General features: G+C 35.7%; 10 protein-coding genes. 7 read left to right on the plus strand and 3 right to left on the minus strand.

Annotation, left to right across the window (positions count from 1 at the left end):
* Nucleotides 1-60 precede the first annotated feature (60 nt).
* The 5 genes from aspS (at nucleotide 61) to GQ46_RS08400 (ending at nucleotide 5,393) form a co-directional block, all read left to right on the plus strand.
* Nucleotides 61-1,815, plus strand: a complete 1,755-nt coding sequence (gene aspS / locus GQ46_RS08385; protein WP_044400478.1) for an aspartate--tRNA ligase — start codon at nucleotides 61-63, stop codon at nucleotides 1,813-1,815.
* A gap of 45 nt (nucleotides 1,816-1,860) precedes the next feature.
* Nucleotides 1,861-2,415 (plus strand): hypothetical protein, encoded by a 555-nt coding sequence (locus tag GQ46_RS17600; protein WP_156133129.1) that lies wholly within the window; start codon nucleotides 1,861-1,863, stop codon nucleotides 2,413-2,415.
* Entirely contained in the window at nucleotides 2,387-3,190 is an 804-nt protein-coding gene (locus GQ46_RS08390; protein WP_044400481.1) for a tetratricopeptide repeat protein, read from the plus strand. The genes GQ46_RS17600 and GQ46_RS08390 overlap by 29 nt, the downstream gene beginning before the upstream one ends.
* Nucleotides 3,191-3,263: 73 nt before the next feature.
* Nucleotides 3,264-5,042, plus strand: coding sequence for a chloride channel protein (locus tag GQ46_RS08395; protein WP_044400483.1), 1,779 nt, complete (start codon nucleotides 3,264-3,266; stop codon nucleotides 5,040-5,042).
* Between the two features lie 111 nt (nucleotides 5,043-5,153).
* The gene (locus GQ46_RS08400) at nucleotides 5,154-5,393 is read left to right on the plus strand and encodes a hypothetical protein (protein WP_044400486.1); all 240 of its coding nucleotides are present in this window, start codon (nucleotides 5,154-5,156) and stop codon (nucleotides 5,391-5,393) included.
* Nucleotides 5,394-5,396: 3 nt separating this feature from the next.
* On the opposite strand, the gene GQ46_RS08405 is transcribed toward GQ46_RS08400, so the two are convergent.
* The gene (locus GQ46_RS08405; protein ID WP_044400489.1) at nucleotides 5,397-5,846 is read right to left on the minus strand and encodes a nucleoside deaminase; all 450 of its coding nucleotides are present in this window, start codon (nucleotides 5,844-5,846) and stop codon (nucleotides 5,397-5,399) included.
* Nucleotides 5,847-5,913: 67 nt separating this feature from the next.
* A complete protein-coding gene (locus GQ46_RS08410; protein WP_044400492.1) occupies nucleotides 5,914-8,550 on the minus strand; it encodes a T9SS-dependent M36 family metallopeptidase in 2,637 nt (878 codons plus the stop codon).
* Nucleotides 8,551-8,699: 149 nt separating this feature from the next.
* On the opposite strand from GQ46_RS08410, the gene dxs reads away from it, so the two are divergent.
* Complete coding sequence (dxs, locus tag GQ46_RS08415; RefSeq protein WP_044400495.1) at nucleotides 8,700-10,472, plus strand: 1-deoxy-D-xylulose-5-phosphate synthase; 1,773 nt, start codon at nucleotides 8,700-8,702, stop codon at nucleotides 10,470-10,472.
* On the opposite strand, the gene GQ46_RS08420 is transcribed toward dxs, so the two are convergent.
* Nucleotides 10,469-11,809 carry a deoxyguanosinetriphosphate triphosphohydrolase gene (locus GQ46_RS08420; RefSeq protein WP_044400499.1) on the minus strand — a complete coding sequence of 447 codons (1,341 nt, stop codon included), beginning with the start codon at nucleotides 11,807-11,809 and terminating at the stop codon, nucleotides 10,469-10,471. The genes dxs and GQ46_RS08420 overlap by 4 nt on opposite strands.
* 182 nt (nucleotides 11,810-11,991) lie before the next feature.
* Between GQ46_RS08420 and GQ46_RS08425 the strand changes: the two genes are divergently transcribed.
* Nucleotides 11,992-14,817, plus strand: coding sequence for a TonB-dependent receptor (locus GQ46_RS08425; RefSeq protein ID WP_044400502.1), 2,826 nt, complete (start codon nucleotides 11,992-11,994; stop codon nucleotides 14,815-14,817).
* Nucleotides 14,818-14,842: the final 25 nt, after the last annotated feature.

The raw sequence follows: 14,842 nt of genomic DNA on the forward strand, positions 1-14,842 counted from the left end.
TTTAACAAAATCCGAAGTCTTTACTTCGGATTTTTTATTTTTGCACTCTAATAAATTATTATGTACAGAAGTCATAACTGTGGTGAATTAAATGCATCGCATATCAATACAGAAGTTACCTTATCTGGTTGGGTTCAAAAATCAAGAGACAAAGGATTCATTATTTGGGTAGATTTACGAGACCGTTACGGGATTACGCAATTGGTGTTTGATGAAGAACGTACTTCGAAAGAATTACTGGAACGCGCTCAAAAATTAGGTCGTGAATTCGTCATCCAAGTTAAAGGTAAGGTCGTTGAGCGGGATTCCAAGAACCCAAATCTGCCAACAGGTGCCATTGAGATTTTAGTTTCGGAATTAACTATATTAAACCAAGCGCTTTTACCTCCGTTTACTATAGAGGATAAAACAGATGGTGGTGAAGATATTCGCATGAAATATCGCTACTTAGATATTAGACGTAATCCTGTAAAAAACAACCTGATTTTTAGAGCGAAGGTAACTCAGGAGGTGAGAAACTATTTATCTAATGATGGTTTTATAGAAGTAGAAACACCGTATTTAATAAAATCGACACCAGAAGGTGCTCGTGATTTTGTTGTGCCTTCACGTATGAATGCGGGTGAGTTTTACGCGCTGCCACAATCACCACAAACCTTTAAACAACTACTTATGGTTGGTGGCATGGACAAGTATTTCCAAATCGTAAAGTGTTTTAGAGATGAAGATTTACGTGCAGACAGACAACCCGAATTCACACAAATTGACTGTGAAATGGCCTTTGTTGAGCAAGAAGACATTTTAAACGTTTTCGAGGGCTTAACCCGCCACTTACTTAAAGAAGTGAACGGTGTTGAAATTGAAAAATTCCCACGACTATTATACGATGACGCCATGCGTTTATACGGAAACGACAAACCAGACATTCGTTTTGGGATGGAATTTGGCGAATTAAATGCGGTAGCACAACACAAAGATTTTGGTGTATTTAACAGTGCCGAATTAGTGGTTGGTATTGCTGTTCCTGGAGGAAACACTTATACAAGAAAGGAAATAGACAAATTAATTGATTGGGTAAAGCGTCCGCAAGTTGGTGCTTTAGGGATGGTTTACGCACGTTGCAATGATGACGGCAGCTTTAAATCTTCAGTAGATAAATTTTACGATCAAGAGGATTTGGCAAAATGGGCAGAAACTACCGGTGCAAAACCCGGCGATTTAATCTGTGTGCTTTCAGGAGAGATTAATAAAGTACGAGCACAATTAAGTGCCTTGCGTATGGAACTGGCAACTCGTTTAGGTTTGCGTGACCCAAAAGTATTTGCCCCTTTATGGGTTATTGATTTTCCTTTATTGGAGCTAGATGAAGAAACGGGGCATTATCATGCCATGCATCACCCTTTTACCTCACCAAAACCAGGCCAAATTGAATTATTAGACACAAACCCAGGTGACGTAAAAGCGAATGCTTATGATTTGGTTTTGAATGGCAATGAAATTGGTGGCGGATCAATACGTATTCACGATAAAGCCACCCAAGCCATTATGCTAAAGCATTTAGGATTCTCTGATGCAGAGGCAAAAGCACAGTTTGGTTTCCTTATGGATGCTTTTGAATACGGCGCGCCTCCTCATGGTGGCTTAGCCTTTGGATTAGATAGATTGGTTGCCATTCTTGGCGGACAAGAAACCATTCGTGATTTTATTGCCTTCCCAAAAAACAATTCAGGTCGGGATGTGATGATTGATGCACCTGCACCAATTGACGATGAACAATTAAAAGAATTAAGTTTAAAACTAAACTTAAAATCATAATTTAAAAATCCTGCTTCACGCAGGATTTTTTGTTAGTTTAGAAAAATGAAAGTAAAAAAGATTTTCAAAATAATAGGAGGCATCTTAGGTGTTCTCTTGCTTATAGTTGGGTTTTTAGTCGCCTATCTGTATTATATGATGCATTATAGTTTATTACCTAATGAAGGTGAATTCGAACATGATGCCCATTATATAAATCCGGAGACTTCTATTTTAAATGAAAACTTTAAGGTTTGTAATGAAAACAATATTTATCAGTATTACAATCAATCACAAACCCTACCTTATTTCAATGGAAAAAATGGCTTTAGAGACTATATAAATAAAGCGTACAAGAATAGAAATTATTCAGATTCTGGATATTTCAACATTCGCTTTATTATTAATTGTGAAGGACAAGCGGGACGGTTTACTATACATGAAAACAACCTCGATCTCGAGCCTCAATCTTTTAATTCAGATTTAAAAAAACAACTTACTAATTTAACTACAAATGTTAAGCAATGGCTTCCCGTGTATCTCTACAACAAAAAGAGAGATGCCTACATGTACATTTCATACCGCATAGAAAATGGAGAGATTACTGAAATTATCCCTTAGTATTGCTTGCCTTTTATTACTCTTCTCTTGTAGTACAAAAAGAGAGAAAGCCGAAGCAATTTACAAAAGAGCGATTCAATACCCACAAGGCTCAAGGATGAGCATTAATGGGATAAAAAGAGCCACAGAAGTGGACTCTACTTATGAGCAAGCCGTTTACGAATTGTCTGTCGCATACTTAAAACGAGGGCTCCCACACGAATGGCTTCCACAATACAATAAAGCTGTTAAATTAGATGCTGCTACTCGAATTCCTTGGCGTGGCTACCTATATTTGTGGTTTTATAGAGATTACAGAAAAGCTATTGCAGATTTTGACGCTTCAGATACACTCACTCCAGATTTTATTGATGCACCACAAGGCCATAGTGTAGATTATTGGCGAGGAGTCGCCTATTTAGGATTGAAAGATTATAAAAAATCTAATGCCTATTTTGAAAAACATATCGCCAAAGAGATTAAAGATTTCGGAGAAGATTATGTAGATGTTACTGCTTTCTTATATAATGGAATTTCTTATTTTGAAGCAGGAAACTATGAAAAAGCCTTAGCCAATTTTGACAAACAGTTAGCGTATTCCCGCAACCTGAGTGCAGATGCTAAATATTATAAAGCACAAATATTTAAAGCCCAAAACCTTTTAAAACTATCAAAAACAACTATAAATCAATCTATTGCAGATTATAATTTAGGTTATAATAATAAACGGCCCTATGTAGAAACCTTACGCCAAATATATCCAGAAGATTTAGAGGAGTTCAAAAAAACATTATAATTACCACCCACAATTGAACAAATAACTCTGCTTCACGCAGGATTTTTTGTTACTTTTAGTCTAGACTAAACTTATGCCAAAAAAATCACCTTTTAGACGCTTTTTAATCTGGAGATACAAACATCTTTCAGAAAAAAACTTTGTTTTTATTTTAAGTGCACTTGTAGGCTTATTAGCTGGTTTAATTGCTGTTACATTAAAGAACCTCACCTTTACAATAGAATCTTTATTATCAAAGAGTATTGCGTTCTCAAACAATCAACTCTATTTCATTTTACCTGTTATTGGCTTATTATTAGTCTACTTATTTGTTAAATATGTTTCAAAAAAACCCTTAGAACATGCTATTCCTTCTGTACTCTATTCTTTAGCAAAAAAAAGTGGCATTCTCCAACGCAGTAAAATATATTTCCCTTTAATAGCTGCGCCCCTAACGGTAGGTTTTGGTGGTTCGGTAGGATTATTAGGACCCGCTATTTCATCAGGCGCTGCCCTGAGTTCAAATCTGGGTAAGCTTTTTCACATCAATAGAAAAACAAGAACACTATTAATTGGTTGTGCTGCTGCAGGGGCAATTTCTTCTATATTTAAATCGCCTATTGCAGCAATCATTTTTGCAGTAGAAGTTTTTAGTCTGGATTTAACTTTTGTTTCACTACTGCCCTTACTTATTGCTTCGGTATCTTCAGTAATTACTTCTTATTTCTTTTTAGGAGACGATTTACTTTTCAATTTTAACTTTTCAGATAAATTTGAACTAAAAGACATTCTCTTTTATGCCGTTTTGGGCATTGGTACTGGTCTGGCTTCTATCTATTTCACAAAAATGTACTTCTTCATTCTGAAATTTTTCGAACGATTTAAATCCGCTTTTCAGCGATTAATCATTGGTGGGTTAACCATTGGTGTCATGCTCTATTTTATTCCGCCTTTGTATGGTGAAGGTTTTGGTTTTATTAATAATTTATTGGCTGGAAATCATTTACAGGCTTTAGGCAAAACGCCTTTTGATGCGTTTAATGATAATATTTGGGTCGTAATCGCATTGTTATTTGGCATCACTGTTTTTAAGGCAGTAGCCATGACAACAACTTTTGCAGCCGGTGGTGTGGGTGGTATATTTATTCCAACACTAGTTATGGGAAGTGCCTTGGGTAATGTGGTCGCTAAAGTAATTAACAATATTGGTTTAGGTTTTAATGTTTCAGAAACTAATTTTACACTTATTGGTATGGCTGGATTGATTGCAGGCGTGCTTCATGCGCCTTTAACCGCTATTTTCTTAATTGCTGAAATTACTGGCGGTTATGAATTATTTATTCCTTTAATGATCGCTGTTGGTATCTCTTTCAGCGTTAAAAAAAGCGCGATTGATTATACAATATATACCAGAGAATTAGCAGAAAAAGGGCAGCTACTAACCCATAACAAAGACCAAAGCGTATTAACATTAATGACGCTTGATGGCATCATTGAGACCAATTTTATAGTCTTAGAACCGACAATGACCTTGGGCCAAATGCTTCATGAAGGTGTTGCCAAATCTGCTAGAAACTTATTTCCTGTGGTTAATAAAAAACAGCAACTTGTTGGCATCATTTTATTAGATGACATACGTGACATTATGTTTGATCGTGCCTTATACGATGCGACTTTAGTTCAAGATATTATGCACAACCCACCAGACAAAATTTATTACAAAAAAGATTCGATGCAAAAAGTAATGCAGAAATTTCAAGATTCTGCTGCCTGGAATCTACCTGTAATAGACAATGGAAAGTATGCAGGTTTTGTTTCAAAATCTAAATTATTGACAGCGTATCGCAGAGAATTAATTAATGTAAGCTCTTAGCTTAAAAATTGCTTAATTTTGTAATAGGACCGATCGATTGTAAAGGCTTCAAAAGCCTTGGTAAAATTAATCCTTTGAGATTTTTTATATAAAAATTAATACAATTTAAAAATGAAATATATTATTTGGTTTTTCTTTATTGCTTCAGTAGCCTCGGTTATATGCGGTTATATTTTAGATGTTCCTTACACTCAAAAACTCATTGGATTTGGTGTTTTAAGTTTCTTTTTTATTGTCATACCTTTATTCACCTATCACAGATGGAAAGGTAGAGATATTAAAGAATACATGTTAACCAAGGAAAAAATTGAAGACATGCGTAAAAAAGAAGGTGATAAACGAAAGTTATAAGGGTCAATTCAAATTGCGTTTTTCTATAAAGAAACGCTTTAATAATTTTGAAGCTTCTTCTTCTAAAACGCCACCTTTTAGCTTTGTTTTAGGGTGCAACTTCGTATTTAGATTAATGCAACCACGTTCTTTATCTCTTGCAGCATATACAATTTTTGAAATCTGACTCCAATACAAGGCGCCTGCGCACATTTGGCAAGGCTCTAATGTAACGTATAAGGTACAATTATGAAGATATTTTCCACCTAAAAAATTGGCTGCAGCTGTTATAGCCTGCATTTCAGCATGTGCTGTGACATCATTTAACAGTTCTGTTAAATTATGTGCTCGCGCAATAATACGGTCTTCAATAACGATAACAGCACCCACTGGAATCTCTCCTTTTTCATATGCAGCCTCAGCTTCCTGAAGTGCTTTTTGCATAAAATAATTATCGTCGTATACGTTTATCATATCCTATAAAAATAAAAAAAACAGCTAATTAAATAGCTGTCTTTTTTTTATTTATTTTAAATGACTCTTATTTCTTAAGAATCTTATCATTCGTGTTAATCGCTTCTCCTTTAATCGTTAAAATATACAGTCCTGATTGTAATTTACCAATATTTAAGGTGGCATTATCATTTAATGTTTTAGTTGTTTTTAATACAACGCGTCCATTAATATCAGACAGTGTAATCTTCACTTCACCAAAGCTCTTTTTAACCTTAATATTTAATATATCATTGGTTGGATTAGGGTAAATAGAATAGTTAGAAGCTTTAAATTCATCTACACTTAAACTAGTACAGTTTTGCAGTGTTGGATTACTTGCAGGGGGCTCATTAAAATCCTCTACCTGATCTGTTCTGGATTGTGCAGTCCCTTGAGACGCATTTAATCCCAGCCCTCTTGCAGCGAAGACTTCCCAAATCATACACTGATCTTCACCATTTGTAAGCGCCATATCTGCGGCTAAAAGACCTGATCTACCTCCAACAAATCCTGCATTACAATTTTGTAATTTTAAACCGTCAATTACAAGTTGCATAATCTTATTGTTTCCACCTGTTCCGTTGTAAACATCTGGATCAAATCCATATTTTTCAATATACTTCCAAGTTAAATCCCAAAGCATTGTTGCCCAAATAGATCCAATTCCATGAGGCTGAGAAATATTAGTCGCATCATTGGTGTCTGCATATGTTAATGGATTTATAGCTGTATCTGGACTATATCTAAATGGCCTGATGCCCTGTCCATCAATTGGTTGACTGTTTGAATACGTTGCAATACCTCTACCTGTTTCAGGTAAATCTGATGCTTTCATGGTCAACATTAATGCAAACCAATCTGACCAACCTTCACCCATTTGTTCTGCGTTACCCAAACAGTTAGGACTTGAAGGCCCACCAGCTAATCTTGAAGAAATACCATGTCCATATTCATGTGCTACGATACTGTTATCAAGACTACCATCTCTTTGGTAACCACCAGATAAAGTCACACTAATAGTTTCGCCATTATTTATCGCACTTATTAATGCTTCTCCGTCTGCCTGACTAACCATAACCGAAGGAATAGTTGCGGTATCTCCAACGGCACCTGGTCCCATAGGCGTTGGTACACCTGCAATATTATTAACCACAACAACTGCTATAGCTCCTTGATTCTCTGCCGCGACAACTTTAACTCCAAATTCGCATGATCCTCTTCTTAGTATTGCTATTTTTCCAGAAATGTTTCCACCATTAGTAATCGCATCGCAGGCATCATTTGCATCTGTTGAAGCACTTGCATTATCATCAACAACTAATCCTAAAGTTCCGGTTATTGGGCTACCTAATGTTCCACCAAAACTAGCTGTTGCTATTGGATAACTTCCATCAAGTGTACCGCCATTAACCACTAAAGGATTTACTCTCGCTGACCATAAAAACATAGTCATTCCTGGGTTTCCTCCCTCGGCCGGAGTACCAAATGTGGCATTATTTATTCCACTACCATCTTGTCCATCTGCAAAAACAAAATCACCACCTACACCACCATTTCCGTAGTTATTTTCTTGAAAATTCCCACTTGCTTCATCAAACCCATATTGATACCAAACATCATGCATGATGTTATTCATATAAAATAAGTTCGTTAACGAGGCATTTAAATAATTTACTGCTTCTTGGTTGTCATCAAAAGGAAAGTTAAACGTTAGTGAAGCGCCACCATCTGGTGAAATACCCATGTCATCATCATTTCCATCTATATCATCTTGCGCCCAAACATTATTCCCTCTGGTTATCGTGTATTCTGGCCCTGCAGCGCCATCAATATCATGCCATCCAAAAGGAGAAGCAACTACATTTGAAGGGTCTAATACTAATTGAATCGGACCATGACTTGGACTTTCAACAGGTATAGGGAAAACATTATAAGATGATCCGTCTGGCATGGCATTTGTAGATTTAAATAAATCTACCGTATCATCTTGACTGTGGCTTGTGTGCGTGTGATTACTATGATTGTTATCTCCAAAATTACAAGTTACAATCCAATCATTAGTCTCTAAAGGTGTCCCAGAAACAGCATCTACTCTAACACTATACCAATTTTTTCCGTTTAACGTATAAATACTTAAATCCCAAGCTAATCTTAATGAACCATCTCGAGTCGTTTGATATACTAATTGCACAGGAATGTCTCTTTTCGAAACACCGCCATTAGAAAAAAGATGTTTTCCTTCAGAAGATTCAAGGACCTGTAAATTTGAAACAGCTCCTAAATTATAAGTCGTAACGACCGAGTTAATAGCCGTTTGAGCATCAATTAATGGAGTCGTTGTATTTACTTTTGAAGCAATATCAGAAAGTAATCCATTACCATAATGAAATATGACGCTATTCCTTACCGCAACAGTTGAAATAGCATTGTGAATTTTAATACCTTGATAGGCCTGATTAACGTACACATGATTAATTTTTGTCTTTTTAGAATAGTAAGCATCACTTACTAATAAGCTTGAAAGATCATTTTCAGATAATTGATATTTATCTTTATGTTGATTTAACCAGTTTTGAATGGTTGAACCAAATTCATTATTTGCTAAACTGCTTTGTGAGGTTCCCATTTGAAAAGCAAATAGGAAAGCTAAAACAAAGAGCTGTAAAATGTAATTTTTCTTCATAATTAGGTTTAGTTTGTTGAGATTTTTTTACAATAAGTCCCAAATATAAGAACCAACTCACAAATATTACAGTATTCAATAAATTATCTTCAATAATTAACACTTTATACTACTCATTTTGATAATTTTACAGCCAATTTAATTCTATTATGGCCACGCCAATTTTAAACACCATCAAAACCATTAAAGTATTACGTAAGCTCGATAATACAGCACTTCTTGGTTTAGCATTAGAACTTCGTAACTTCATTATCGAAACTGTTGCAACAAAAGCGGGACATTTAGGTGCAAGTTTAGGTGTTGTTGAATTAACGATCGCCATCCATTATGTTTTCAATACACCCAAAGATGAACTTATTTGGGATGTAGGACATCAAGCTTACGGACATAAAATATTAACTGGAAGAAAAGACACTTTCGATACAAACAGACAATTCAACGGTGTTAGCGGATTTCCAAAACGAAGTGAAAGCGAATTTGATAGTTTTGGTGTTGGTCATTCCTCTACATCCATTTCAGCAGCTTTAGGCATGGCCATCGCCTCGCAATTAAAAGGCGACCTTGAGAAACAGCACATTGCCGTTATTGGAGATGCTTCTATTGCGAGCGGTATGGCTTTCGAAGGCTTAAACCATGCGGGCGTTACTAATTGCAACCTATTAGTCATTTTAAATGATAATGCCATTGGAATAGATCCCAGCGTAGGTGCACTGAAACAATATTTAACTAATGTTAAAAAAGGAACTCAAAAACAAGATAATATTTTTGAGGCCTTAAATTTTGATTACTCTGGCCCAACTAATGGTCATGATTTACCACAATTGATTACAGAATTACAACGTTTAAAAACCGTGAAAGGTCCGAAGTTTTTACATGTTATTACTACTAAAGGTAAGGGCTTACGTCAAGCCGAGGAAAACCAAGTTACCTATCATGCCCCAGGAAAATTTGATGCCAAAACAGGTGACTTGTATGTGAAGGAAAAAGTTATTGAAGCACCCAAATTTCAAGATGTTTTTGGACATACATTAGTTGAATTAGCCAAATTAAACAAAAACATTGTAGGTATTACTCCTGCTATGCCAACAGGGAGTTCTCTCAAATTTATGATGGAAGAAATTCCTGACCGTGCCTTTGATGTTGGTATTGCAGAACAACATGCTGTTACGCTTGCTGCGGGTATGGCAACACAAGGCTTAATTCCTTTCTGCAACATATACTCTACTTTTTTACAGCGTGCCTATGACCAAGTTATTCACGATGTAGCCATACAGAATTTACCTGTTATTTTCTGCTTAGATCGTGCTGGCCTGGTAGGTGAAGATGGTGCAACACACCATGGTGTATACGATTTAAGTTATTTACGCTGTATTCCTAATGTAATAGTGTTTGCGCCGCGTAATGAAATTGAATTGCGCAATATAATGTACACCGCTCAATTGGGCTTAAAACACCCTATAGCCATACGTTATCCTAGAGGCCGCGGCAGTACCATTGACTGGAAACAACCTTTTTCTACCCTTGAAATAGGAAAAGCAGAAGTACTCAAAAAAGGAAAAAAATTAGCTGTTTTATCTATTGGAAGTATTGCTGAAAATATTTCAAAAGCTATAGAATTATCTGAATCACTTCAAACGATCTCTCATTGCGATATGCGTTTTATAAAACCATTAGATGAGGCATTACTTCATACTATTTTCAAGACACATGACACTATTATTACGGCTGAAGATGCTTCTGTAAAAGGCGGATTTGGTTCAGCCATTTTAGAATTTGCTGCAGAACATCACTATAAAAACGAAATTTATATAAAAGGTATTCCAGATATTTTTATAGAACATGGTACTGTTGATGAATTACAACAATCCATTGGCCTAGATGCTAAAGGGCTTTCGGAGTATATTTCAGCAAAACTAATTTAAAAACTAAACCCCTTAATTTTTTTGTATTGAATGATTGCCTGACTATCAGAGAGCAAAGAAATATAGTGGCACACACTCAATAAGCGCTCATATAGACTGTCTTGATTCACTTTAATTGTTTTTGGCAATCCTTTTAAGATTAAGGTATCATAGTTAGAGGCTCTGTTTTCGTAGCTGTTATTTACAGCTTTGACATAGCTTTCGAGTAAAGTACTTAATACGCCATAACCTGCAATTTCTTTATCTACCACTTCTGTTGATTGGTAAATTTTTTCAACGCTCAGTTTAATAATGTCATTAATTTGAGCTTCGTACTGACTCTTATCCAATAAAGCCTGATCAAATTCACCATTTAAAATAGCGTCTTCGTTTTTCATAAAAATAGCAACGGCTTCGTCAATTAATGCACCAATAGCTAAGGCTCTTAAATAGCTCACACGGTCTTCTGTGTTTTTCAACTCGTGATACTTATTCGTGTTAATTTTATTACGCACTAAGTTAATGAGATACTCTAAAGCAAACTCTTCTTGTATTAATCCTAAGTTAATACCATCTTCGAAATCTATAATTGTATAACAAATATCGTCTGCGGCTTCAACTAAAAAGGCCAATGGATGACGCGAGAAACTCACTGCTTTATCATTCCGGCTTTGTAAGCCTAATTCATTTGCCACCTCAACAAAAGCTTCTTGTTCACTTTGAAAAAACCCGTATTTCTTATCGGCAATATGCTGGGTTGGTTTTTTGGGAAGTGATTCTTTAGGATATTTAGTAAAGGCCCCAAGTGTCGCGTAACTCAATCTTAAGCCACCTTCACGCCCATCTCTACTTTGTGTTACGATTTTGAATCCGTTCGCATTGCCTTCAAAATCACATAAATCTTGATACTCTTTTTCAGTCAGCTCTTTTTTGTATTGACTTCCTTTTCCAGATTTAAAAAACTCTCCAATTGCTTTTTCACCAGAATGCCCAAACGGCGGATTCCCAATATCATGAGCTAATGCAGCAGCAGCTACTATAGCGCCAAAATCATGGGCCTGATACCCGTGAATATTTTGCAAATGGGGATGTTTTTCTAAGACTTTCAAACCCACGCGTCTCCCTAACGAACGCCCTACAACACTTACCTCTAGACTATGGGTTAAACGAGTATGTACAAAATCGGTTTGCGATAAGGGAATCACTTGTGTTTTGTCTTGCAGACTTCTAAATGCCGAAGAAAAAATAACACGGTCGTAATCCACCTCAAAGCCTAATCGTGTTTCGTCCTGTTCTTTTCGCAATCGTTTATTGGTATCTCCAAAGCGCTTTAAAGAGAGTAATTGTTCCCAGTTCATAGTTGGTTTTTAAGTGTTGGCAAGATAGAAAAATTCAATGTTAAATTAATGTTTCCAAATTAAAAACACCCCCCACTCTTGGTAACCTTGCGATAACCTTTTGATGACTGAGTTTTAACGCCTACTTAACCTTCGATTCATAGAACCGAGGTTTCTTTGCAACGACAAAACTAAAATTAAAAATGAAACAATTTTTGCTAATTATTACACTACTAACGTCATTAGTCACTTTCGCTCAAGAAACGGGTTCTGTTTATGGAAAAGTTTCTGACAAAGACTATAACGACGAAGCATTACCTCAGTGTAATGTTGCCATTAAAGGGACTTCGAAAGGGGAAACTACAGATTTTGATGGTTTATATTCTATTGCTAATTTAGCACCTGGAAGCTATACTTTAGAATTCAGCTTTATAGGTTACGAAACACAAAATATTCCAGTTCAAATTAGCCCTGGAGAAAAGAAGGAAATTAATGTTAGCCTAGCCGCAAGTACAGCAAAACTAGAAGAAGTTGTACTTCAAACAACTACAAAGCGAGAAAGTGAAACTGCCTTATTATTAAACCAGAAAAAGGCCGTAGAAATTAAGCAAAGTATTGGTGCAGACGAGTTATCCCGCAAAGGTGTTAGTGATGCTGCCGGTGCTGTTGCTAAAATTTCTGGTGTATCTAAACAAGAAGGTTCAAGTAACGTGTATGTTCGTGGATTAGGGGATCGTTACTTAAATACGACTATGAATGGTTTGTCTTTACCTTCTAATGATGTTAACAAGAAAAACATTGACTTAAATCTCTTCTCATCAGACGTTATTCAAAATGTATCTATAAGTAAGGCCTATTCTTCAAGATTTTATGGAGATTTTTCTGCTGGTAATGTAGACATTACATCAAAAGAGCATAAAGGTGATTTGTTTTTTGAAGTGTTTACTGGATCTGGTTTTAATACCAATGCTATAGATAAAAGTTTTGTAAGAAGTGAAGGTACCGGCTATTTTGGCTATTATGGCAGATATGAGCACAATCCATTCGCTGTTATTTTATCACATGGTATAGACCCAGAAAATGTGAGCACTCCTATTAATATTAACTATGGTGCTTCTGTTGGGAATACCTTTAATTTTAATGACGATTCTCGTTTAAGTGTCTTTGCTACGGCTTCTTTTGAAAACAATTACCAATACAGATTTGGAAAAGCAGTCGATTTTTCAACGGTAGAAAAAAAGCGTTTTGATGCTGCGGAAGAGTACGAATATAGTACGACGACAACGGGAATGACTAACATAAACTACAGAATAAATGATGATAACAGTATAAAATTTAACTCTGTTTTTATTAATAGTTCTTCAGACGAAGTGGGTTATTTTGGTATTGATGGAAAAGGAAAAAATAGAGATGCTATTTTAAATACAGATGAAGGTTTTTACCAAATGAACGTTCAGTTTGATCAAACCAGAATGTTTGTTAACCAATTATTAGGAAATCACAAGTCGGAAAACTACGAATTAGATTGGGGGTTTGGTTATAATAAAGTCTATGCTAATCAACCAGACAGAAAGCGTATTAGTTTAGAAAACTATCATTTAGCATTTGATAATGATCCTTCTACCAATCCGAGTTTTTATAGTAATGTAGATTTTGATAACCAGCGTTATTTTCAAAATATTGAAGACGATGAATATAATGGAAGAGTTAATTTAGCTTATGAAGCCAATGAGAACGTTAAATTAAATTTTGGGTACAACGGAAGGTACAAAACACGGCAATTCGATAATATCCGTTACGGTTATGACATTCAGGACAATGACTATGCTGTAACAGACGTGAATAACTTTGATAGCTTCTTCAACTTATCAAATATTAGTTTTGACAACAACGATACAGGTTATGATATCACAGTAATTAATGGTATTCCCCTTAGCGCGACCGACCCAAACCAAACCTTAGGAAATACCAATTTACCAGGCTTACCTGAAAACACGTACTCAGGAAAATTAAGTATTGCTGCAGGCTATGTGGATGCAGAAATTAAAGCTGGTGAAAAATGGTTGTTTGTACCAGGGGTAAGACTGGAATCTTTTGACCAGTCTATTACATACGATGTCATTAACTTAGGAAATCAAGGAAAAAGCGAACGGGCTTTTAAAGAAACTTTTGTTCTACCTACTTTAAATATAAAATATGCGCTAAACGAGGATCAAAACTTACGTTTCTCTGCCAGCCAAACGGTTTCTGTACCAGAATTTAAAGAAGTGGCTCCTTTTGTTTATGAAGATGTATCAACGAGAATTGGAGGTAACCCAGATGTTTTAGGTTATTCTAAAATAGTTAATGCCGATTTAAAATACGAGTGGTTTTTTAGTAGAAGTGAAATCTTTTCTTTAGGTGCTTTTGGTAAACAAATAGACAACCCTATTAATCTTGTTGTGGTTGGTGATGCCACTGGAACGCAACGTTATGTTAGAACTGGTGATAAGGCTACTGTGTATGGTATAGAAGTAGAGTTAAGAAAAAACTTAATTGTAAACGACGCTAACGACACTAATTTATCATTCGGTATCAACGCTACATATATGAAAACTAAACAAGATTTATACCCAAGTATAGATGGCACTTTCGATTTATCTTTCAAGAAATCTGAAGATGAGCTACAAGGTGCGTCTCCTCTTTTATTGAATGCAGACCTTAGTTATTCTCCTTCTTTTGAAAATTACAAACCAGTAGCTAACCTAGTATTCTCTTATTTCTCTGACCGCATTGATGCCTTAGGCTCTGGAGATCTAGGAAACATCGTAGAAAAAAGTGTCCCTACTTTAGATTTTATCTGGAAAAACACGATTAAAAAAGATTTTGAAATCAATTTTAGTGCAAAAAACATATTAAACCCTACCATTCAATACGTTAGAGAAGACCAAAACCAAGGAGACATATTTGTGACTTCTGCGAACGGAAAAGGGGTTACCGATTACAAACGCGGCATGAACTTAAGCCTCCAATTCAAATACAACTTTTAACACAACTATTCATTAAAAATAAATT

The organism is Lacinutrix sp. Hel_I_90, from assembly GCF_000934685.1.
In the GTDB taxonomy this organism is placed as follows: Bacteria; Bacteroidota; Bacteroidia; order Flavobacteriales; family Flavobacteriaceae; genus Lacinutrix.

What these genes read in the sequence shown, in the direction of transcription:
- aspS (WP_044400478.1), top strand. Translation starts at nt 61, where the DNA reads ATGTACAGAAGTCATAACTGTGGTGAATTAAATGCATCGCATATCAAT.
- GQ46_RS08390 (WP_044400481.1), top strand. Translation starts at nt 2,387, where the DNA reads ATGGAGAGATTACTGAAATTATCCCTTAGTATTGCTTGCCTTTTATTA.
- GQ46_RS08395 (WP_044400483.1), top strand. Translation starts at nt 3,264, where the DNA reads ATGCCAAAAAAATCACCTTTTAGACGCTTTTTAATCTGGAGATACAAA.
- GQ46_RS08400 (WP_044400486.1), top strand. Translation starts at nt 5,154, where the DNA reads ATGAAATATATTATTTGGTTTTTCTTTATTGCTTCAGTAGCCTCGGTT.
- dxs (WP_044400495.1), top strand. Translation starts at nt 8,700, where the DNA reads ATGGCCACGCCAATTTTAAACACCATCAAAACCATTAAAGTATTACGT.
- GQ46_RS08420 (WP_044400499.1), bottom strand. Translation starts at nt 11,809, where the DNA reads ATGAACTGGGAACAATTACTCTCTTTAAAGCGCTTTGGAGATACCAAT.
- GQ46_RS17600 (WP_156133129.1), top strand. Translation starts at nt 1,861, where the DNA reads ATGAAAGTAAAAAAGATTTTCAAAATAATAGGAGGCATCTTAGGTGTT.
- GQ46_RS08425 (WP_044400502.1), top strand. Translation starts at nt 11,992, where the DNA reads ATGAAACAATTTTTGCTAATTATTACACTACTAACGTCATTAGTCACT.
- GQ46_RS08410 (WP_044400492.1), bottom strand. Translation starts at nt 8,550, where the DNA reads ATGAAGAAAAATTACATTTTACAGCTCTTTGTTTTAGCTTTCCTATTT.
- GQ46_RS08405 (WP_044400489.1), bottom strand. Translation starts at nt 5,846, where the DNA reads ATGATAAACGTATACGACGATAATTATTTTATGCAAAAAGCACTTCAG.